The sequence below is a fragment of the Marinobacter shunpengi genome, assembly GCF_045449695.1.
Classification (GTDB): domain Bacteria; phylum Pseudomonadota; class Gammaproteobacteria; order Pseudomonadales; family Oleiphilaceae; genus Marinobacter.
This window is the reverse complement of the sequence record NZ_JBJJKZ010000016.1, coordinates 86,687-108,104: the sequence shown is the minus strand read 5'-3', so window position 1 is coordinate 108,104 and position 21,418 is coordinate 86,687. Positions and strand designations below refer to the sequence as shown.

16 protein-coding genes are annotated in these 21,418 nt (G+C 61.4%); 1 reads left to right on the top strand and 15 read right to left on the bottom strand.

Translation table 11 applies throughout. The annotated features are described in order from the left end of the window. Window positions 1-15: 15 nt before the first annotated feature. From atpG to ACJO2E_RS15035, 14 genes are all read right to left on the bottom strand, one after another. The gene (gene atpG / locus ACJO2E_RS15100; RefSeq protein WP_406964915.1) at window positions 16-876 is read right to left on the bottom strand and encodes a F0F1 ATP synthase subunit gamma; all 861 of its coding nucleotides are present in this window, start codon (window positions 874-876) and stop codon (window positions 16-18) included. Between the two features lie 70 nt (window positions 877-946). Beyond that, window positions 947-2,491: a F0F1 ATP synthase subunit alpha gene (gene atpA / locus ACJO2E_RS15095; RefSeq protein WP_406964914.1), complete on the bottom strand. Its 1,545-nt coding sequence runs from the start codon at window positions 2,489-2,491 to the stop codon at window positions 947-949. A 28-nt stretch (window positions 2,492-2,519) separates the two neighbouring features. Beyond that, on the bottom strand, window positions 2,520-3,056 hold the full coding sequence (locus tag ACJO2E_RS15090; RefSeq protein ID WP_406964913.1) for a F0F1 ATP synthase subunit delta: 537 nt from the start codon (window positions 3,054-3,056) through the stop codon (window positions 2,520-2,522). A gap of 12 nt (window positions 3,057-3,068) precedes the next feature. Then, complete coding sequence (locus ACJO2E_RS15085) at window positions 3,069-3,539, bottom strand: F0F1 ATP synthase subunit B (RefSeq protein WP_406964911.1); 471 nt, start codon at window positions 3,537-3,539, stop codon at window positions 3,069-3,071. Window positions 3,540-3,624: 85 nt separating this feature from the next. After that, on the bottom strand, window positions 3,625-3,852 hold the full coding sequence (atpE, locus tag ACJO2E_RS15080; protein ID WP_091850834.1) for a F0F1 ATP synthase subunit C: 228 nt from the start codon (window positions 3,850-3,852) through the stop codon (window positions 3,625-3,627). Between the two features lie 49 nt (window positions 3,853-3,901). Further along, entirely contained in the window at window positions 3,902-4,756 is an 855-nt protein-coding gene (gene atpB, locus ACJO2E_RS15075) for a F0F1 ATP synthase subunit A (RefSeq protein WP_406964908.1), read from the bottom strand. Between the two features lie 16 nt (window positions 4,757-4,772). Next, window positions 4,773-5,165, bottom strand: coding sequence for an ATP synthase subunit I (locus ACJO2E_RS15070; protein WP_406964906.1), 393 nt, complete (start codon window positions 5,163-5,165; stop codon window positions 4,773-4,775). Window positions 5,166-5,382: 217 nt separating this feature from the next. Beyond that, window positions 5,383-6,258 carry a ParB/RepB/Spo0J family partition protein gene (locus ACJO2E_RS15065; RefSeq protein ID WP_406964905.1) on the bottom strand — a complete coding sequence of 292 codons (876 nt, stop codon included), beginning with the start codon at window positions 6,256-6,258 and terminating at the stop codon, window positions 5,383-5,385. Window positions 6,259-6,343: 85 nt separating this feature from the next. Next, window positions 6,344-7,138, bottom strand: coding sequence for a ParA family protein (locus ACJO2E_RS15060; protein ID WP_328190213.1), 795 nt, complete (start codon window positions 7,136-7,138; stop codon window positions 6,344-6,346). A 2-nt stretch (window positions 7,139-7,140) separates the two neighbouring features. Beyond that, on the bottom strand, window positions 7,141-7,803 hold the full coding sequence (gene rsmG / locus ACJO2E_RS15055; protein ID WP_406964904.1) for a 16S rRNA (guanine(527)-N(7))-methyltransferase RsmG: 663 nt from the start codon (window positions 7,801-7,803) through the stop codon (window positions 7,141-7,143). A gap of 12 nt (window positions 7,804-7,815) precedes the next feature. Further along, window positions 7,816-9,702 (bottom strand): tRNA uridine-5-carboxymethylaminomethyl(34) synthesis enzyme MnmG, encoded by a 1,887-nt coding sequence (gene mnmG / locus ACJO2E_RS15050; RefSeq protein ID WP_406964903.1) that lies wholly within the window; start codon window positions 9,700-9,702, stop codon window positions 7,816-7,818. Window positions 9,703-10,086: 384 nt separating this feature from the next. Further along, entirely contained in the window at window positions 10,087-13,233 is a 3,147-nt protein-coding gene (locus ACJO2E_RS15045) for an efflux RND transporter permease subunit (protein ID WP_406964902.1), read from the bottom strand. Between the two features lie 2 nt (window positions 13,234-13,235). Next, complete coding sequence (locus ACJO2E_RS15040) at window positions 13,236-14,330, bottom strand: efflux RND transporter periplasmic adaptor subunit (RefSeq protein WP_406964901.1); 1,095 nt, start codon at window positions 14,328-14,330, stop codon at window positions 13,236-13,238. A gap of 35 nt (window positions 14,331-14,365) precedes the next feature. Next, on the bottom strand, window positions 14,366-14,875 hold the full coding sequence (locus ACJO2E_RS15035) for a DUF3833 domain-containing protein (RefSeq protein ID WP_406964899.1): 510 nt from the start codon (window positions 14,873-14,875) through the stop codon (window positions 14,366-14,368). 272 nt (window positions 14,876-15,147) lie between these two features. Between ACJO2E_RS15035 and thpD the strand changes: the two genes are divergently transcribed. Beyond that, window positions 15,148-16,083, top strand: coding sequence for an ectoine hydroxylase (gene thpD, locus ACJO2E_RS15030; protein ID WP_406964897.1), 936 nt, complete (start codon window positions 15,148-15,150; stop codon window positions 16,081-16,083). Window positions 16,084-16,149: 66 nt separating this feature from the next. Here the strand turns inward: thpD and ACJO2E_RS15025 are convergent, their stop codons facing one another. Next, window positions 16,150-21,393: a DNA repair ATPase gene (locus tag ACJO2E_RS15025; protein ID WP_406964896.1), complete on the bottom strand. Its 5,244-nt coding sequence runs from the start codon at window positions 21,391-21,393 to the stop codon at window positions 16,150-16,152. Window positions 21,394-21,418: the final 25 nt, after the last annotated feature.

Here is a 21,418-nt window from a genome sequence, read left to right as displayed (position 1 = left end):
GGATCATGATCCGCATCAGACCGAAGCCGCGCCGCTCACAATCTCCGAAATTTCCTGGGTGATGGCTGCCTGACGGGCCTTGTTGTAGGCCAGTTGAAGCTCATCAATGATGTTGCCAGCGTTATCGGTAGCGCTCTTCATGGCAATCATCCGGGCAGCCTGCTCACAGGCCAGGTTTTCCACCACGCCCTGGTACACCTGGGATTCAATGTAGCGTGGCAGGAGGCCATCCAGGATGGTTGCCGCGGCCGGCTCGTAGAGATAATCCCACTGATTTCTGATCTCTTCGTCTTCGCTCGGCGGCAGGGGCAGCAACTGATCCACCTTCGGCTGCTGGGTCATGGTGTTCACAAACTCGTTGTGCACCACGTACAGCCGGTCGATGCGACCTTCCTCGAACGCGTCCAGCATCACCTTGACATTGCCGATGAGCTGTTCAGCGCTGGGGTTGTCGCCCAGGTGGGTCAGTGCCGCGACAACATTGCCGCCATAGTTGCGGAAAAACGAGGCGCCTTTCTGACCGATTGCACAGATGTCGGCTTCGACACCCTTGTTTTTCCAGTCACGCATGTCACGGACCAGTTGCCGGAACAGGTTGCTGTTCAGGCCACCACACAGTCCACGGTCAGAGGAAATCACGATGTAACCAACCCGGTTTACCTCACGCTCCAGCATGAAGCTGTGGCGGTAATCCTGATTGGCCAGCGCGATGTGCCCAATAACCTGACGCATCTTCTCCGCATACGGGCGGGTCGCCTGCATGCGTTCCTGAGCCTTACGCATCTTGCTCGCCGCCACCATTTCCATGGCGGAGGTGATCTTCTGCGTGCTCTTGATGCTTCCGATCTGGTTACGTATTTCTTTTCCGACGGCCATAAGTCACTGCCTTTTCAAGTTAGACACTCATGTGAACCAACTGGCCCGCAACTAGGGCGGGCCAGAGGAATTACCAGCTTTGAGTGGTCTTGAATTTCTCCAGAGCAGCTTTCAGGCCGGCGATGATATCGTCGTCGTACTTGCCTTCAGCGCCGATCTTGTCGAGGAGCTCCTTCTGTTCGGAGCGCATCCAGTCCAAAAGCTGCGCTTCGAACTTGACGACCTTCTCCACATCGACGTCATCCAGGTAGCCTTCGTTAGCTGCGAACAGTACGGTGCCCATTTCCGCAACGGTCATGGGGCTGTACTGGTTCTGCTTCATCAGCTCGGTGACGCGCTGACCATGCTCCAGCTGCTTACGGGTTGCTTCATCAAGGTCGGAAGCGAACTGGGCGAATGCCGCCAGTTCCCGGTACTGGGCCAGGGCCAGACGGATGTTACCGCCAAGCTTCTTCATGATCTTGGTCTGGGCGGAACCACCGACCCGGGATACCGAGATACCGGCGTTCATTGCCGGACGAATGCCGGAGTTGAACAGGTTGGTTTCCAGGAAGATCTGACCATCGGTGATGGAGATCACGTTGGTCGGTACGAAGGCGGAAACGTCACCGGCCTGGGTTTCGATGATCGGCAGCGCCGTCAGCGAACCAGTCTGGCCTTTCACTTCGCCGTTGGTCAGCTTTTCAACTTCATCGGCGTTGATCCGGGACGCACGCTCCAGCAGACGGGAGTGCAGGTAGAACACGTCACCCGGGTAGGCTTCTCGACCCGGCGGACGACGCAGCAGCAGGGAGATCTGGCGATAGGCCACCGCCTGCTTGGACAGGTCGTCGTAAATGATCAGGGCGTCTTCACCACGATCCCGGAAGTACTCACCCATGGACGTACCGGAGTACGGTGCCAGGAACTGCATGGCGGCCGGATCAGCGGCGCCGGCGGCAACCACGATGGTGTGGTCCATGGCACCGTGCTCTTCCAGCTTGCGGACCACGGCAGCAATGGAGGACTGCTTCTGGCCGACGGCTACGTAGATACACTTGATGCCGGTGTTCTTCTGGTTGATGATCGCGTCGATGGCGACAGCGGTCTTACCGATCTGACGGTCACCGATGATCAGTTCCCGCTGGCCGCGGCCGATGGGAACCATGGTATCGATGGCTTTCAGACCGGTCTGTACCGGCTCGTCAACGGACTGGCGGGCGATAACGCCGGGCGCGACCTTCTCGACCGGGGAGGTCAGGGACGTACCCAGATCGCCCTTGCCGTCGATGGCATTGCCCAGACCGTCAACCACGCGGCCCATCAGTTCCGGACCTACCGGAACTTCCAGGATACGGCCGGTGCAACGGACCTTCTGGCCTTCCGCCAGATCTTCATAGTCACCCAGCACAACCGCACCAACGGAATCACGCTCCAGGTTCAGAGCCATGCCGTAGGTGCCGTTGGCAAATTCGATCATCTCGCCGTACATAACATCGGCGAGACCGTGGATCAGCACGATGCCGTCGGAAACCGACAGGATGGTGCCTTCGTTCTTGGCTTCGGAAGAGATGTCGAGCTTCTCGATCCTCTTCTTGATGATGTCACTGATCTCGGATGGATTCAGTTGCTGCATGCCTTTGTCCTCAAACCTTGTGCTGAAATCAGGCGCCCAGTGTGTCGGCGAGTTTATTCAGCTTTCCGCGTACAGAGGCGTCGATCACCATGTCGCCGGTGCGTACAACCACACCGCCAATCAGGGCCTGATCCGCCTGGGTGGAAAGCGTTACCTGCCGTTCCAGTTTCTTCGACAGGGCCTCGGCCAGCTTCTGCTGTTGTGCGTCCGTCAGCTCGAAGGCTGCGGTCACATCGATCTCGACAGTGCGTTCCAGATCCGCACGGAACTTGCGGAACAGTTCGGAAACTTCCGGAAGCAGTGCCAGACGGCCTCTTTCAGCGAGAATGGCGAAGAAGTTGCGGACCGGTTCGGAAACCTCGGTACCGGCAAACTCCAGAATAATGTCTGCCTTGGTTGACCGGTCGACGCCGGGATGCGCGAGAAGCTGTTTCACGTCGCTGTTGGCAGCCACCTGTCCGGCCACAGTCAGCACTTCGGACCAGTGGGCCAGGGTATCCTGGCTCTGGGCGGTCTCGAAGGCTGCCCGGGCGTAGGGGCGTGCCAGCGTTGTCAATTCTGCCATGATGAACCTCGCTTAGAGTTCGGCAGCGAGCTTGTCCAGCATCTCGCTGTGCGCGTTGGCATCGACAGATTTCTCCAGGATCCTCTCGGCGCCGGCGACGGCCAGGGCAGCCACTTCGGCACGCAGGGCATCACGCGCCTTGACGCGCTCCTGCTCGATTTCGGCGTGGGCCTGGTCGATCAGTTTCTGACCCTCCTGCCGGGCTTCGCCCTTGGAGTCTTCCACGATCTGGGTGGCCCGCTTGTTGGCCTGTTCGATCAGGGCAGCGGCCTCTTCCTTCGCGGTACGCAGTTCCTGGGCGGCTTTTTCCTGTGCCAGCTCAAGATCCAGGGAAGCGCGGTCTGCAGCAGACAGCCCATCGGCTATTTTTTTCTGGCGTGCGTTCATGGCCTCGGTAATGGGAGGCCAGACGTACTTGACGCAGAACCAGACGAAAATAGCGAAGGCTATCGATTGCCCTATCAACGTAAGGTTTATATTCACGGCGATATACCTCTAGCTATTCGTTGCGTCCTGGTGTCCGTAAAACCGGGCGCCGTTTTCGGGGCGCCCGCCCTTAACGACCGGATTAACCAGCAACAACGAAGATCAGGTACATCGCAATACCAACGCCGATCATGGGAACCGCATCCAGCAGACCGGCCATGATGAAGGTCTTGGTTTGCAGCTGGTTCGCCATTTCCGGCTGACGTGCGGTGGACTCGAGCAGCTTGCCACCCAGCAGACCAAAGCCGATGCCGGCACCCAGGGCGCCCAGACCGATGATCAGTGCAGCTGCGATAAATACCATTTCCATTGATGACTCCTCAGTTTTTCAGATGGTTAAGGGTGTTTGAGTTTCGTTATCAGTGATCTTCGTGTGCCGCGCTGAGGTAAACCACAGCCAGCGTTGTAAAGATAAAGGCCTGCAGGGTCACCACCAGGATATGGAAGATCGCCCAGGGCACGTTCAGCGTCCATTGAACCCACAGTGGTAACAGAGCGATAAGGATGAACACAACCTCGCCCGCATACATGTTGCCGAAAAGCCGCAGTGCCAGGCTGACCGGCTTGATGATCAGGGCCAGCAGCTCCAGCACCAGGTTGAAAGGTATCAGCGCCCAGTGGTTAAACGGCGTGAACGACAGCTCCTTGAGGAAGCCACCCGCTCCCTTGACCTTGAAGCTGTAGAACAGGATCAGCAGAAACACACCGATGGAGATCCCGAAGGTGCCGTTGGGATCGGTGGTGGGAACAATCTTGAAATACTCGAGGCCCATGGCATGGGCAACGGAGGGAATGTAGTCGACCGGGATCAGCTTCAGGCTGTTCATGAGGAAGATCCACACGAACATGGTCAGGGCCAGCGGCGCGATCAGCGGATTTTTGCCGTGAAAGACATCGCGGACAATGCCCTGAACAAACTCGACGGTCATCTCCACCATGTTCTGGAGACCACCGGGCTGGCCGGATGTGGCCTTCCTGGCGGCAAACCGGAACAGGCCAAGGAACAGTACGCCCATGGCAATGGACCAGCCCATGGTGTCCACGTGCACCGCCATGAAGCCCATGTCGGCGGCTTCCTGGCCGGTGCGGGCCATGGTCCAGGTGGCTTCTTCCACTACGCTGCCGTCGGCGCGCTCGTAACCTGCCGGCAACTTGCCATAGGTCAGGTTCGTCAGGTGGTGTCGTATATATTCTACTGGGGTATCAGCTGCCATACTGCGTCTCGTCCAGTCATCGCTGTGGTGTTGGCCGCATGAACCAGCGCAGGGCTGCACCCATCACAACCATCACAGCAAAAGTGAATAACAGAGCCGGTACGTGGATCGGCTCCATCAAGTTGAAAACGGCCGCAAAAAACACTGCGGTAAGGGCAATCTTTATAGATTCCGCCCTGAACAGGTTACCTACCATCCGGGACATGTGCCGAGCCCCTTCAACCTTGTAAACCTGGTAGGCAAACCAGGTGTTTGGCACCAGAAAAATAAGACCACCCACCAGGGCGGAATAACCGGCCAAACGACCCTGCGTGGCCCATAACAGGGCCATAACAACGATGGCTGTACTCTCGATAACCAGCCAGCGGAGCAGCGGCACCCGGTTGAGACGATGTCCGGACCTTGCCATCACGAAAAACCTGCCGCCATTCCAAGCGCGGGAATTATATGTGTTAACCGAAAGCTGTTCAACTCACGTACTGCGAAATTCTGGTGGTTTTTTGGTCACTTCAGGCACCAAACTGGCGCGATATACACAAGTTGTGCCTCATTCTGGATCACATCACGATATGTGGTAGATCCGATGAAATCCTGTTTCACTCGGGAAATTTAACGGAGGTTCCAGATTAGCGGATATGACCGAGGATTCCGTCCAGCTCATCCAGCGAACTGTACTCGATGACAAGCTTGCCCTTGCCCCGCTGACCATGGTCGATGGACACACGGGCACCCAGGCGTTCAGCCAGATCATCCTGCAGGGCGCGGATATTGGGGTCCACCTCACCCTGGTTCTTCTTTTTCTTCTGGGGATTCTCGTTCTGCACCCGGCGCACCAGGGCTTCCGTCTGGCGCACCGACAGGGACTTGGCCACCACCTGGCGGGCCACCTGCAGCTGCAGCTCCGGCGGCAGGGACAGCATGGCCCGGCCATGGCCCATTTCCAGGTCGCCGTGTTCCAGCATGATACGCACGTCTTCCGACAGACCGATCAGGCGCAGCAGGTTGGTAATGGTGGTGCGGGACTTGCCCACGGCCTCGGCCACCTGGGCCTGGGTCAGGCCGAATTCGTCCTGCAGGCGTTGCAGGGCAAAGGCTTCCTCGATGGGATTGAGGTTTTCCCGCTGGATGTTCTCGATCAGCGCCATGGCAATGGCGGCTTCGTCCGGCACCGCCCGGATGATGGCGGGCAGGGAGTCCAGTTCGGCCATCTGGGCGGCACGCCAGCGGCGTTCACCGGCGATCAGCTCGTAGCGACCTTCCTGGATGGGGCGCACCACCACCGGTTGCATCACGCCCTGCTGCCGGATGGAGTCGGCCAGTTCCTGCAGCGCCGCGGGGTCCATGTCACGACGGGGCTGGTAACGACCACGCTGGATCAGGTCGATGGGAATGTCCCGCAGTTCACCGTCGTGGTTGCTGGGCTCCTCATCCAGGTTGACCCGGGAGTTTGCCAGCAGGGCACCCAGGCCCCGTTCACCCAATCCTCGTTTTTTTGCCGCCATGGTCGTTGTCATTTATCCACAGTGAGAAATTCGACTTGTCGTAAGGCGCCCTATGTTACACCGCCGGTGCATTACCACCAACGCGTTACACCGCCACCGTGCCCTGGGCCTTCTGGCTGCCGTGGCGACGCACCATTTCACCGGCCAGGGCCAGGTAGGCCACGGCCCCCTTGGAGGCACGGTCGTACTTCAGCGCCGGCAGGCCATAGCTGGGTGCTTCCGCCAGCCGCACGTTGCGGGGAATCACCGCCTTGTAGACCTTGTCGCCGAAATACTCGGACAACTGGCCGGAGACATCCAGGGTCAGGCTGTTGCGGGGATCGTACATGGTGCGCAGGATGCCCTCGATCTGCAGGTCGGGGTTCACCGATTCCTTGATCTGCTCGATGGTGTTCATCAGCGCCGCCAGACCTTCCAGGGCATAGTACTCACACTGCATGGGGATCAGCACGGTGTCAGCAGCGGACAGGGCGTTGACGGTGAGCAGGTTCAGGGAGGGCGGACAGTCGATCAGGATGTAGTCGTAGTTCTCACGCACCGCGTTCAGGCACAACCGCAGGCGGTGCTCCCGGCCGATCTCGTTCATCAGCTCCACTTCCGCGGCAGTGAGGTCACCATTGGCCGGCAGCAGATCAAAGCCGGCGCTCTCCACCGGCATGATCACCACATCGGCGCCGGAACGCTTGGTGAGCACATCGAAGCCGGACCGCTCGACGCCGTTCTTGTCCACACCGCTGCCCATGGTGGCGTTACCCTGGGGGTCCATATCCACCAGCAGGACACGACGTTTGGTGGCCGAAAGGGATGCCGCCAGGTTGACGCAGGTGGTGGTCTTGCCCACTCCGCCTTTCTGGTTGGTCACGGCAATGACGCGAGCCATGGCTAGCCTCCTGTTGTGGAATCCTGTCGCGGAGAAACCCGGTTGATGATCAGCAGGTGTCGCTCACCGTCACAGCCGGGATAATCGAGCCGGTGGCGGGCACCGACCTGCCAGCCTGACGGCAGGCCGGACACTTCATCATCCGGGAACTGACCTTTCATGGCAAGGAACTGCCCCTCATCCGCCAGCAGGCTGCCACACCAGTCCACCAGGTTGGGCAGGGCGGTGAAGGCGCGGCTGGTGACCTGCTCGAAGGGCTGGTCTGGCCGGCAGTCCTCCGCACGGCCATGGATCACCTCAACATTGTCCAGGCGAAGTTCCAGTTTGCACTGGGTCAGGAATCGGGTTTTCTTGCTGTTGCTATCCAGCAGGGTGAAATGGATATCGGGCCGGGCAATGGCCAGGGGAATGCCCGGCAGTCCACCACCGGCCCCCGCATCCAGCACCCGGTCGGCGGTGATGTAGGGCAGCAGGGTCAGGCTGTCCAGCAGTTGCCGGGGCACCATCTGTCGGGGTTCGCGCACGGCGGTGAGGTTGTAGGCCCGGTTCCACTTGTTGAGTAGCGCCAGGAAGGCCAGCAGTTGCTCCTGCTGGTCTGTGGATAACTCGATGCCCATGGCCCCGAGCCCGTCGGACAGCTGCCGCCGCCAGAGTGATTCGCTCATTGGCTGGCCCCGTCAGGCGGATTGCTTGCGGAGCAGGTCCCGCTTCTTGAGGTGCACCAGCAACTGGGACACCGCCGCCGGGGTCACGCCCTGGATGCGGGAGGCCTGGGCAATGGTCTCCGGCCGCACCTCCTTGAGCTTCTGGCGGATCTCGTTGGACAGGCCGCCCACGGCATCAAAGTCGAAGTCATCCGGCAGGCGGGTCTCCTCGTTACGGCGCAGGCGCTCGATCTCGTCCTCCTGACGGGAGATGTAGCCCTCGTACTTGATCTCGATCTCCACCTGCTGCTCCACCTCGTCGGCACCGGCACGCTGGCCACCGATCTCGGCAATCTCGGCGTAGGAGATTTCCGGGCGGCGCAGCAGTTCCGCCAGGGTGTTGTCCCGGGCCATGGGCTGCTTGAGGTACCCATCGGCAATGGCGGACTGATCCGTCTTCGGGTGGATACGGGTTTTCTCAAGGCGCTGCCGCTCGGTGGCAATCGCCTCACGCTTGTCATTGAACCGTGCCCAACGTTCGTCGTCCACCAGACCCAGGTGATGGCCGGTTTCCGTGAGACGCAGGTCGGCATTGTCCTCCCGCAGGATCAGCCGGTACTCGGCGCGGCTGGTGAACATGCGATAGGGCTCGGAGGTACCCATGGTGATCAGGTCATCCACCAGCACACCGATGTAGGCCTCGTCCCGGCGCGGGTACCAGGGTTCCTTGTCCTGGGCCTGCAGGGAGGCGTTGAGCCCGGCCAGCAGGCCCTGGGCGCCGGCTTCCTCGTAGCCGGTGGTGCCGTTAATCTGGCCGGCAAAATAGAGCCCGCCGATGAACTTGGTTTCCAGGGTATGACGCAGGTCCTGGGGATTCAGGTAGTCATATTCGATGGCATACCCCGGCCGGGTAATGTGGGCGTTCTCAAAGCCGGGGATGGAACGGACTGCCGCCAGCTGGATATCGAACGGCAGGCTGGTGGAGATGCCGTTGGGATACAGCTCATGGGTGTTCAGGCCTTCCGGCTCCACAAAGATCTGATGGGAGTCCTTGTCCGCAAAGCGGTTTACCTTGTCCTCGATGGACGGGCAGTAGCGCGGGCCAATGCCCTCGATCTCGCCGGCGAACATGGGCGAGCGGTCGAAGCCACTGCGGATGATGTCATGGGTCTCGGCGGTGGTGCGGGTGACGTAGCAGCACACCTGCTCGGGGTGCTGGTCCCGGGAGCCCATAAAGGACATCACCGGGGTGGGGCTGTCGCCCCATTGCTCTTCCATCACGGAGAAGTCCACGGACCGGGCATCGATCCGCGGCGGGGTGCCGGTTTTCAGGCGGCCGACATTGAACGGCAGTTCCCGTAATCGCTTGGCCAGGGCATTGGCAGGCGCATCGCCAGCGCGGCCACCAGCGTGGTTCTGCATGCCGATGTGGATAACCCCGCCCAGGAAGGTACCGGTGGTCAGCACCACGGTCTTCGCGTTGAAACGGATACCGGTGTTGGTGACCACGCCGGTGACCCGGTCGTTTTCCACAATCAGGTCATCCGCCGCCTGCTGGAACAGCATCAGGTTGGGCTGGTTTTCCAGGATCTCGCGGATGGCGGCCTTGTACAGTACCCGGTCCGCCTGGGCACGGGTGGCCCGCACCGCCGGACCCTTGCGGCTGTTGAGCACCCGGAACTGAATGCCGGCCTGATCGGTGGCCTTCCCCATGGCGCCACCGAGGGCGTCAATTTCCTTGACCAGGTGACTCTTGCCGATACCGCCAATGGCCGGGTTACAGGACATCTGGCCCAGGGTCTCGATATTGTGGGTCAGCAGCAGGGTCTGCGAGCCCATACGCGCGGCTGCCAGCGCGGCCTCGGTACCGGCATGGCCACCACCAATGACAATCACGTCGAAACGGGTCGGAAAATCCACGGAATCACCTCAAGGAAAGGAGCAGGAAAAATTGACAGGGCAGTATACCTGTCACAGCGGGGACTTTGCAGTGCCAGTGAGCAAATTTTAACCAGAGAGGAAGCGTTTGTAGAGGCTGACGCGACAGAACTAGGGAGAAATACCTAATTCTGCCGTGATTTCATAGGGTTGATAAAAACTGTTCAGATAACTTTTCAAGAAAGTTATCCACAGAACCGGAAGCGATTCCGGACCCTAAATATCCATGTAACTGATTGTTTTATATGAATCTGAAATTGCTTACCCAGAGATCATTCCCAAATTATCCCTGATGTTATCCACAGGTTTGGCGGAAAACCGAGACACGGGTCCGGTATGGGGCCGGAGGATCGTCCGGCCCCGGATTCAGTCAACCGTGCGTTCGGCACTCTGTACCGAGGCCAGGCCACCGCTGCCACCTTCCGCCAGGGCTTCCCGTTCCAGTTCCTTTTCCACGGCATTGGCGGATTTGGCGAAGCGGGCCAGCAGGTTGTAGAGCACCGGTATCAGGAACAGGGTCAGGGTCGTGGCGAACAGTAGCCCGCCCAGGATCACCATACCGATGGCGGCCCGACTCTCGGCCCCCGCACCGGTGGCGATCACCAGGGGAACGGCACCGAATACCGTGGAAATGGTGGTCATCAGTACCGGCCGGAAACGCAGGACCGCCCCCTCCAGGATGGCATCCCGTACGCTGTAGCCCTGGTCCCGGAGCTGGTTGGCGAATTCCACGATCAGGATGCCGTTCTTGGCCATCAGCCCCAATAGCATGACGATGCCGATCTGACTGTAGATATTGAGGCTGATACCCGACCACAACAGCGCCATCAGGGCACCGGTCACCGCCAGGGGCACGGTGAGCATGATGATCAGCGGGTGAATCCAGCTCTCAAACTGGGCCGCCAGCACCAGGAACACGATGACAAAGGCCAGGCCGAAGGTGATGTAGATGGCGTTGGTGGATTCCTGGAACTCCTGGCTCATGCCCTTGTAGCTGATACGGGCCTCCGGTGGCAGGTTGTCCGCCGCCAGGTTGTTCAGGTAGGTCAGCGCCGCCCCCAGGTCATAGCCATCCGCCAGCGAGGCACTGATGACCACCGCCGGCAGGCGGTCGATTCGCCGCAGGTCCGGGTTGGCGCCGATCTCTTCCAGGCTGACCAGGGCCGCCAGAGGAATCAGCTCGCCCCCCTGCCGCGGGCGCAGGAAAATCTGGCTCAGGTCCGATGGCGTGGCCCGGTCACGGTCACGGGCCTGGACGATCACGTCGTACTCCTGCCCCCGGTCCAGGTAGGTGGTGACCTGCCTGGAGGCCAGCATGGTCTGCAGGGTCAGGCCCACATCCTGAACAGTGATGTCCAGGTCCGCCGCCCGCTCCCGGTCGATGGTCACCCGCAGTTCCGGTCGGGTCAGTTCGAAGTCGGTGTCCACATTCAGCAGGTTGGGGTTGTCCTTGGCCTTCTCCACCAGCATCTCGCTCCATCGCTGGACGGTGTCGTAATCCGATCCGGCCACCACGAATTCCACCGGCTGGTCGAAGCCCCCCTGGCCCAGGCCTGGCGGGTTCACCGCAATCACCCGCACGCCGGAAATGTCCGACAGCTTGCCGCGGATCTCGCTGGTGATCTGCTGTTGCTTGACGTCCCGCTGGTCCCATTCGTTGAGCCCCAGGATCATGAAGGCGTTGTCCTCCTCATCCCGGAAACCGACGATGGACAGCATGCGGTTGGCCACCCCGTCGTCCAGGTAGGGAAGCAGCTTTTCCTCCGCCTGCCTGACGTAGTGGTCGGTGAATTCCACGGTGGAGCCCCGGGGGGCGCTGGTGGGCATGATGATCACCCCCCGGTCCTCGATCGGCGCCAGTTCCTGGGGCAGTTTGGGGAAGATCACCACGGCGATCACCAGGCCGACGATACCCAGGCCAATCAGTAGCCCGGGTTGGCGCAGGGAGAAGTCGAGGGCGCGCCCGTAGCCATTGGCCATGCCATTGAGGATCTTTTCACTGGCGGCCCACAGGCGGTGACCTTCCACGGTTTCCGGACTGTGTTTCAGCCATTTGGAACACAGCATGGGAGCCAGGGTCAGCGCCACGAAGCTGGAGAAAATCACCGCCGCCGCCAGGGTGAACCCGAACTCGGCAAACAGCCGGCCGATATTACCCCCCATGAAGGAGATGGGCACGAACACCGCCACCAGGGTGAGGGTGGTGGCCACCACTGCAAAGGCCACCTGGCGGGCGCCCCGGTAGGCGGCCAGCAGGGGGGGTTCGCCGTTGTCGATGCGGCGCTGAATGTTCTCCAGCATGACGATGGCATCATCCACCACCAGACCAATGGCGAGGATGATGGCCAGCAGGGTCAGTACGTTGATGGAAAAGCCCAGGAAGCCCAGCCCGATAAACGCCCCGATCACCGCCACCGGAATGGTCACCGCCGGAATCAGCGTGGCCCGCCAGGACCTCAGGAACAGGAAGATCACCAGGATCACCAGGGACACGGCAATGGCCAGGGTGGTGATCACCTCCTTGATGGATGCCCGGATGAAGATGGACTCGTCATAGCTCTCGGCAATACTCACTTCCGGCGGCAGGGTCTTGCGGATCTCGTCCAGTTCCGCCCGTACGGCATCGGAAACCGCCACGGTATTGGCCTTGGACTGGCGGATCACGCCCATGCCGATGGCGGTCTTGCCATTGGCCCGCAACCGGCCAACATCGGACTCCACGCCCATCTGCACATTGGCCACCTCGCCCAGGCGCAGAAGGTTGTTGCCGTCCCGGCGGACCACCAGGTTGCGGAACTGCTCCACATCGCTCAGCCGGCCCTCGGCACGGACGGTGAAATTGCGGGTGGAGGAGTCCACCGACCCCGCCGGCAGTTCCACGTTGTTGGAACGCAGTGCCTGCTCCACCTCCGCCACGGTGATATCCCGGGCCGCCAGCCGGTCGCGGTCCAGCCACACGCGGATGGCATAGCGGCGCTCACCGCCAATACGGACATCGGCGACGCCATCCAGCACCGAGAGGCGATCCACCAGTACCCGGTCAGCGTAATCGGTGAGTTCAGCACTGTCCCAGACATCGCTGCGCAGGGTTATCCACATCATCGGTCGGGCGTCGGAATCCGCCTTCTGCACCACCGGGGCATCCGCCTCTTCCGGTAACTGGTCTGCCACCCGCGAGACGGCGTCCCGCACATCGTTGGCGGCGATGTCCACGTCCCGGGAAATATTGAACTCGATGCTGGTGCGGGATTCCCCCTGCTCGGTGGAGGATTCAATGGAACGGATGCCCTCGATCCCGCTGATGGCCCCCTCAATCACCTGGGTGATCTGGCTGTCCACCACCTCCGCGGCAGCGCCGGTATAGTCCGTGGCAATGGAGACCTCGGGCGGGTCGATATCCGGATACTCACGAACCGGCAGGTCCAGCAGGGCCGCCAGGCCGAAGACAACGATCAGCAGGCTCAGGACCGTGGCGAAGACCGGTCGCTTGATGGAAATATCGGACAGCACCATGGTCAGGACTCCAGGGACTGTACGAAGCGGTTTTCCGGAACCGCGCCCTCGCTATCCTTCACCTCCACCCGGTCGCCACTGCTCAGCCGGTCCTGCCCGGTGGTGATGACCTGATCGGATTCACTGACCCCGTCCACCACTTCCACCAGGCCGGGCATACGGGTGCCCAGGGTGACGGACGTGCGTTCGGCAACCCCGTCCTCCGCGATGAACACATACTTGCTGTCACCCCGGATCAGCACCGCCTGTTCGGGAATCACCAGGGCTTCCCGCTCACGCAGGGTCAGGCTGGCGGACATGAACTGGCCCGGTCGAAGGCGCCCCTCCGGGTTGTCGATCAGGGCCCGCACCGGCAGGGAACGGCTCAGTTCACTGATGCGGGTGCCCAGCTCCACCAACTCGCCGTTGAAGGTGTCGTCCGGATACGCCGGCGAGGTACCACGGACCAGTTGCCCCAGGGACACCTGGCCCAGGAAACGCTCGGGCACGGAGAAGGACAGCTCCATACGGTCAGTGGAGTCCAGGGTGGCGAGGGTGTTGCCGGGAGTCACATAGGCCCCGACGCTGATATCGGACAGGCCGACAACCCCGGAGAACGGAGCCAGGATACGATGGTTCTCCAGACGGATCCGCGCCGCCTGGCGTTGGGCGGCGGCCACATCCACCGCGGTGCGCAGTTCATCCACCTGGGCCTGGGAAACGCTGTTATTGGAGCGCAGGCGGCTGGCCCGCTCCAACTGGCGACGGGCATCGGCCAACTGGGATTCGATCACCCTCAGGTCCGCGGCAGCCTGACGGTCATCCAGGCGGACCAGGAGGTCGCCCTTTTCCACCCTTTCACCGGCATGCAGGTTCACTTCCACCACACGGCCACTGACTTCCGTGGTCAACTCCACCGCGTCCAGCGCCTTCAGGCTGCCCACGGTTGTTACCGCATCCCGCACCGTATCCAGCCGGGGGGTTACCGTGTCCACGGCACTGACGGAGGCACGCCGGCCCTCCTGCTGGGCGGATGCGGTGTCCAGGTGGCGCCACACCATGGCACCGCCCACTGCGACAACCACCAGAAGGGCCGCCGTAAGCCATTGTTTCCACATAGGAACTGCTACCTGTTTTCGCTATGATTCTGAATTCACTGGCCATCCTGCCGCTGTATCACCAGCACTACTTCACCCACCGGAATGCCCCACTTGCTCATGGCGGTCTCGTTGATCAGGGTGTCCGGCGTGACCAGGTACATCCAGTCATCCATACGCACATTGATGGTGCCGTCACCATAGGGCACCTCCAGTACGTAAGTCATGTTGATGGCGTTGCCACGCCATTCCATAAAGCCGGGCTCCACCACATCACCGGCCTCGGCGCGATACCCGCCATCCTCCGGAGCCAGGGTCCAGACCCGAGTATCCACCTCGCCATCGTCGTAGCGGAATACCTCATCCAGCGTGCCGGTGCCATCCGGCGCCCAGCGGGCTTCGATCTCGGCGTCAAAGGTGCGGATAACTTCCCCTGACCAGTCCTTGACCACGCCCCGGGCCGTCAGGGTGCCCTGGAAAAACTGTTCCGGTACCAGCGCCGGTGACCGGTCCCGGTAGTCCTCCAGGGAAGGGCTGGCGCAACCGGCCAGTAGTAGTACTGACAAAAATACCCATATCCATTGTCCGGAACCAGCATGAACCTTCGCTGAAGCAGGCGTTTGCATAACCTTTACACTCCTTTATTCCGTGAAATAAAGGATACGCCTGACACAGGTACCCGGTTCTGTCTTCACCATGGGCCTTGAAAACCGCACCGGCCGCCCCTACATCCCTCACGCCCGAGGAATTTACTCATAAATGGCTATTTTTAAAGGAAATATTTTGTCATCCAAGTAATGAGTTGAGTCATCGAGTTCTACTGGAAGGAGGTTCGAATATGGATACTCGTACTGAAGATCTTTATCCCAGTCGTCTTGAACGCCCAACCCCATCCTTTGATCGTCTGGACCCGGTTGTCCACAGCACCGGCTCCGACCGCACCGACGGTCCGCTGAGCGAGACCCACCTGGCCCGCTATGAACGGGACGGTTTCCTGGCCTTCCCGAACTTCCTTGACCAGGATACCGTAGCGCGGTTCCGTCAGGATCTGCGGGACTATGAAAACGACAGCAATATTCTCAGGGCAGAGGGCACCATCACCGAGCCTGGCAAACAGGAAATCCGGTCGGTTTTTGGTGTGCACGAGTTATCCGAACGCTTTGATCGGCTAACCCGGGACCCCAAAATCCTGGCCATGGTGCGCCAGTTGCTGGGCAGTGATGCCTATATCCACCAGTCCCGTATCAACTTCAAGCCCGGCTTCCATGGCAAGGGTTTTGACTGGCATTCGGATTTCGAGACCTGGCACGCGGAGGACGGCATGCCGCGCATGCGGGCGGTGAGCTTTTCCATTGCCCTCACCGACAACACCCCGTTCAACGGGCCACTGATGCTGATCCCCGGGTCCCACAATCGGTTCGTACCCTGTGTCGGCCGCACCCCGGAGGACAACTACCAGTCCTCCCTCAAGAAACAGGAACTGGGGGTACCCAACGACCAGGACCTCGCGGAACTGGCGGACCGGGGTGGTATACAGGCGCCCACCGGGCCTGCAGGCTCGCTGATCATCTTCGAATGCAACACGCTGCATGCGTCCAATGCCAATATGTCCCCCTGGCCCCGGAGCAACCTGTTCTTCGTGTTCAACAGCGTGGAGAACCAGTTGGTGAACCCATACTGCGGCAACAAGCCACGGCCGGATTTCCTGGGCAACCGCACCAACACGTCCGCCCTGAAGCCGCTGGAACAGGAGGACTGGCGCCGTACCGGCTGACGTCCCGGGAGCCATGGACAAGAAAGGGGAAGCCTGCCGGCTTCCCCTTTTACTTACCCGGACAATCTACACCTGATTTCCTTCCGGATCGGTGATCGGATCCGGCAAGTTTCCCTCTGATGACGCGGATGTCTGCTGACTCAGCTTGCGCAACCGCTTGTGCTCGTTGGCCACCTGCACCCGCAACTTGCGGATGGTGGTGAGCACCTGGCTGATCTCGTAGCGGGTCTTCAGGTCCAGGTCGAGGCGGCTGTCGATGGTCTTGAGCACCGGGAAGATGGAGTGCTCGAACAGTTCGGCAAAGGCGGTGACCGCATCCGCCATGGTGTCCGGACCTTCCACGTTGACGGTGATCTCCGGTTCTACCTTCAGTTCCCGCTCCTGGCCAGCCATCTGCTCACCAAAGCCGGACAGGTTCTCGGCGATCAGTCCCAGCTGGCGTACCACCTTGATACCGGTGTCTTCGTCACCACCCGCGGCCTGACGGCGGCAGAATTCGTCCAGGATGGATTGCCAGCGCTCGCGTTCCGACGCCGACAGGGTGCCCCGCAGCTCCTTCAGCTTCAGCAGGTTTTCCTCGGCGCCCCGGGTCAGCAGCTGGGCCTCACCCACGTAATGGTCGTCGATCAGCGCTTCCAGTTCGTCATCGGTCATCACCGGCGACAGTTTCTCCGCCAGCTTGTTCATGTTGCGATAACTGCCCTGAAGCCGGAACGGCGGCTCGGTGCGGTAGGCGTCGTCCTGGGCGCTGGAAGCAATGTACTCCTGGTTCACCCGCAGCACGGTTTCCCGCACCCGGATCATCTTTTTCAGCAGGCCGACGATCTCCTCGCGCTCGGCCCGGCTGTAGTCGTGCTCGAAATCCGAGTCTGCCACTTCCTTACCCATGGCCAGGTCGGCAAAGCGGTAGAAATCGTCCATGCCTCGGCTGCTGAGGGAGGCCAGCACCGGGTTGGCGCTCATGCTGTTCTCGATGTAGGACAGGGCGAACACGTCCTCCATGCCGCTGAGCACGTCGCCAAGGTTATAGATGTCGGCCCGGTTGGCCAGCATGTCCGGCACCTGGAACACCTCGCCGCTCTCGGTGTAGGGGTTACCGGCCATGACCACGCAGAAGCGCTTGCCCCGCATATCGTAGGTGCGGGTCTTGCCCCGCCAGACACCCTCGATACGGCGGGTGCCGTCACACAGGGAGATGAACTTCTGCAGGAACTCCGGGTGGGTATGCTGGATATCATCCAGGTACAGCATCACGTTGTTGCCCATCTCCAGGGCCAGGTTGAGCTTGATCAGCTCGGACCGTGCCGTGGAGTGGGGCGCCTGCTCCGGGTCCAGGGACACCACGTCATGGCCCAGGCTGGGGCAGTTGACCTTCATGAAGATCAGGCCCAGCCGGTTGGCCACGTATTCCATCAGGGTGGTTTTGCCGTAACCCGGGGGGGAGATCATCATCAGCAGGCCGGACTGGTCGGTGCGCCGGTCCTCCCCCACGGTGCCCATCTGCTTGGCCAGGTTGTCGCCGATGATGGGCAGGTAGCTTTCGCTGATCAGCTTGTTGCGGACAAAGGACGACAGTGGCCGGGGCCGGAACTCCTCCAGCCGCAGCTGGTCCCGGTAGCGCTCCAGCACGTCATGACGCACCTCCTGCAGGCGCTGCCAGGCGGGGATCACCTGTTGGTGGTGATAGCGCAGCCGTTCATCGAATTCGTCCAGCTGCAGGGGCAGCGTGCGGTTATCGATGCGCGGGTGCTGACCCAGCAGGCTGTCCACGGTAAAGGACAGTTCCACATTACGTTCCCGGGTGGGCAGTCGTTCACGCACATTCAGTATGGCAATGGCTTCCGGCAGATAGTGATCACTCACTTCGGTTTTGCTGGCGGCCATCCAGGCCCGCAGCCAGTGCTCGGTGATACGCCACCGGGCCGCGGGCTGATCGCGGACGACTGACAGCGCTTCCTGGTACTGGCCTTCATGACCGTCCCGGGCCATGGTTTCCAGGAAACCGTTGGCCAGGGTGGCGCCGTAGCGGGTCACCTCAAAGGCCTCGGTGTCTTCCGACAGCTGCCGGATCAGGTAGTCGCCGGCGCCGGCAATCTCGGTGTCCGAGAACACCAGACCGATCTGCTCCACAAACTCCGTCAGCAGGGGCGTGACCTCTTCCACCAGCGAATCCAGCAGATCCCGGGACTGCATCACCCGGCTGAGGATGCCGGCGGACAGGCAGCGGGAACGCAGGGTTCTGGCATCGTCCTCCTGCTGGCGCCGGCGGGCCCAGTAGAGCATCGCCAGGGCCCGGGCCCGGGGCCCGAACCGCAGCAGGCCGGCCCCCTGCATGGCGGGCCACAGGATGCTGACCATGCGGGCCGCATCATGGTCGTGGATACCTTTTTCGTAACCCTCCCGGTAGCGGGGTGAGGCGAAGCGGCGAATGTAGTCGATCAGTTCCTCCGGTTCCGCCACGTTGACGTCGCCGGCCCGGTCGCTGGCCAGTTCCTGCAACACCAGCCAGGCCAGGTATTCGCCCCGGTAGACCTGATCGGTCTCCGAGGGCTGGCTGATCCCCCAGTAGGCTTTCAGTTGATCCAGTTCCGGCTCGTCCAGGGGTTCGTGAAACTGGGTCCCGGTGAGGTGCAGCATGATACGGTCATTGCGGGGCATCAGCGTCAGGTCCAGGTCCTGCTGGTTGACGCTGAAACGGTGCTTGCCCAGGCGGATAACCTGGCCGCCGTCCTCGAAGATGTCGGACCGGTCCCGCACGCTGCGCAGGGCGGTATCCTGGGACGACCGCAGCTGGCCCAGCAGGTCGTCGGATTCCATGCTGGCGCCCAGCCCGCGCAGTTCCTCCGCCATGCTGCGGACCTTGGCCACCATGGCGTCAGAGGCGAAGAAACTGTGCAGTTCCTCCTGGCTGTCGAAGCGCTCGGTGCGGCGGGTGATGTTCTTGAGGATACGCTCGGAGGCATCCTTCAGGGTGTTCACCCGGCGCTGCTGCTGGTCCTGCAACTGCTGGCGGCGGGCCTCGATGCTTTCGTGGGCGTTTTCCCGCTGCTCCAGGATCACCGGCAGGAACTCGTCGTACTCGCCGAACTGGCTTTCCAGCTCCTGCAACTGGTCCAGCATGCGAGTCATCAGGCCGTCGCAGTCCCCGGGTTCGCTGAGCGCGGTCACGCCATTGGCCAGACTCTGTTCGAACAGGCGCATGCGGGCCGCGAACTGTGCCCGGGCCTCGCTGCTGCCCTGTTCCTTGAGGCGGATTTCCGCCTCGGACCGCTGCTGGTTGATGGTGGCGTAGATGGAGGAGATGTTCTCGGAGATGCGGGTTTCCAGGGTGGCGTCCTCACCGGACATGGACGCCAGCATGGACTGGATCATGTCCAGCCCGGCAGTCAGTTCCTGGTAGCGCCCGACAATGTCCGCCAATTGCTCGCGGTTCTCCGCCTCATCCAGCGACTGTTGCAGTTCCGCCAGGGTCTTCCGGTAACCGTCCAGGGCTTCCGGAGTGGCCAGGAAGCGGAAAGTGCGTTCGGTCAGCCGTTCCTCGGCGCCGGTCAACTCCTGCTCCAGCTTATCGATGGCCCCGGTGTCGGCGTACCGCAGGTCCTTCAGCGTGCGGACGCGGCCACGGTGGTCCCGGACCTTCTTCAGGTGGGTGACGAACTGGTCGGGGGTCTTCCAACTGTCCGGCTTCAGGTCCCGCAGCAAGGCGCCCTGGCTCTCGGCCACCCGGGCAATATCCCGTTCCGTCTGGGCGCGGATGCTCTGGACTTTCTCATACTCGTCCAGTACCAGTTCCGAAGTGTCCCGTACACGGACCAGCGAGTCGGACAGGGCGTGGAAGCTGCTGTCGCTGTCGCCCCGGGCCTGGCTGACCCAGAAGAACTGGTCCAGGACCCGGTCGATGGTCCGGATCAGGCCGGTAAAGTGACGCTCGGACGCCTGGCCTGAAGAGGCCTGCCGGGCAATGGTATTGAACTCGGCAATCCCCCTCACCAGTTCCGGGTTACCGATACGCCCCAGTTCCGAGTCGTTGGCCCCCTGTTCACTGGCATGGAACCGGTCCGACATGAACGGTGTCTGCCACACCTGCAGCGGGTGCACCAGTGCCGGCTCGTTGTCGGCGTTGAAGATCACCAGGTGACCGTTCTCGAACAGGGCATAGCCGTGCCCCACCATGGGGGTGTCGGTCTGCTTGTTGATGAGGTTGTAACGGTAGAGGACGACGGTGCCGGACGCCCGCTCGTAGAAGACATACAACACATCTTCCCCGTTCGGCGAGCGCAGGGTCCGCTTCAGGCGCAGGTCACCGGCGGGCACCTGGAAGGTTTTCAGCTCCCCGGTGCTCAGGTAGTAGCCAGTGGGGAAGATCAGGCCATGATTGTCCGGCAGCGACGCCACCGATCCACCCAGGGCATCCACCCGGTCCACCTTGCGGGTGGCGCGGTTGTAAAGGTAGTAGCGCCAGGTCTTCTCGTTGAAGGGCAGGATACGCACCAGCAGGATCTCGCCCAGGTCCGCGTATTCGAAGGTGGCATCGTCCAGGGACTGGGAGTCCGAGTCCACCGGATCGGAATGGATACCCTCGCCGGAGCTGGTGTTGTTCTCGACCTTGAAGGTGATATCGCCCCGAAGGTTATCCACAAACACGGTGTCAGCGATGTTGATGTGGGGTGAGCGCCCCTGCACCTGACTGTCCCGACCCGCCGTGATCCAGGGGAAATCGAAACGGTCCGGGAAGGTCAGGTCCCGCTCACCCCGGTTATCCACATAACGCTTCACCTCACCGGTGGGCTCCAGCTCCCAGCGGAACACCCGTTGGTCGTCCAGCTTTTCACCGATGCGGAAGGCCATCAGCAGCATGCCGTTGAGCACGGTTAGCTGGGACAGGGTCGCGGTACTGTAGTACTGCTGCAGTTCCCGGAAGTCGGTGGCAAAGCGCTCATCCGTCAGGAAACTGGCCTCAATGGCGGTTTCGCTGACCTGGAAGCCGTCGTCGGAGTCCTCCAGATGGTAGAGGCTGAACACATCACCAATGGCCAGGGTCTTGCGCAGCCCCAGTTGCAGGTTGAAACCGAACAGCAACTGATCGCCGATACGCACCACATCCCGGGCCACGGCGTTGTTCTCCGTGCGTACCCGGGCTCGGCCCAGCACCGTCATGGCGGCGCTGCCGAAAACCTCGGCACGGGCCTCGTTGAGTTGGCCCACGGCGGTTTGCAGTTCGCCGGCGTGGTCCTTCAGCCGGCGCTGGATGGTGTCGAAGGCGTTACCTTCCGTGACGATACTTTCGAGTTCGCTGCGATCCGTCGTCATGGCAATGGTCCTGGAAAGCGGTATC

What these genes read in the sequence shown, in the direction of transcription:
- atpG (WP_406964915.1), bottom strand. Translation starts at nt 876, where the DNA reads ATGGCCGTCGGAAAAGAAATACGTAACCAGATCGGAAGCATCAAGAGC.
- atpA (WP_406964914.1), bottom strand. Translation starts at nt 2,491, where the DNA reads ATGCAGCAACTGAATCCATCCGAGATCAGTGACATCATCAAGAAGAGG.
- ACJO2E_RS15090 (WP_406964913.1), bottom strand. Translation starts at nt 3,056, where the DNA reads ATGGCAGAATTGACAACGCTGGCACGCCCCTACGCCCGGGCAGCCTTC.
- atpE (WP_091850834.1), bottom strand. Translation starts at nt 3,852, where the DNA reads ATGGAAATGGTATTTATCGCAGCTGCACTGATCATCGGTCTGGGCGCC.
- atpB (WP_406964908.1), bottom strand. Translation starts at nt 4,756, where the DNA reads ATGGCAGCTGATACCCCAGTAGAATATATACGACACCACCTGACGAAC.
- ACJO2E_RS15070 (WP_406964906.1), bottom strand. Translation starts at nt 5,165, where the DNA reads ATGGCAAGGTCCGGACATCGTCTCAACCGGGTGCCGCTGCTCCGCTGG.
- ACJO2E_RS15065 (WP_406964905.1), bottom strand. Translation starts at nt 6,258, where the DNA reads ATGGCGGCAAAAAAACGAGGATTGGGTGAACGGGGCCTGGGTGCCCTG.
- ACJO2E_RS15060 (WP_328190213.1), bottom strand. Translation starts at nt 7,138, where the DNA reads ATGGCTCGCGTCATTGCCGTGACCAACCAGAAAGGCGGAGTGGGCAAG.
- rsmG (WP_406964904.1), bottom strand. Translation starts at nt 7,803, where the DNA reads ATGAGCGAATCACTCTGGCGGCGGCAGCTGTCCGACGGGCTCGGGGCC.
- ACJO2E_RS15045 (WP_406964902.1), bottom strand. Translation starts at nt 13,233, where the DNA reads ATGGTGCTGTCCGATATTTCCATCAAGCGACCGGTCTTCGCCACGGTC.
- ACJO2E_RS15040 (WP_406964901.1), bottom strand. Translation starts at nt 14,330, where the DNA reads ATGTGGAAACAATGGCTTACGGCGGCCCTTCTGGTGGTTGTCGCAGTG.
- thpD (WP_406964897.1), top strand. Translation starts at nt 15,148, where the DNA reads ATGGATACTCGTACTGAAGATCTTTATCCCAGTCGTCTTGAACGCCCA.
- ACJO2E_RS15025 (WP_406964896.1), bottom strand. Translation starts at nt 21,393, where the DNA reads ATGACGACGGATCGCAGCGAACTCGAAAGTATCGTCACGGAAGGTAAC.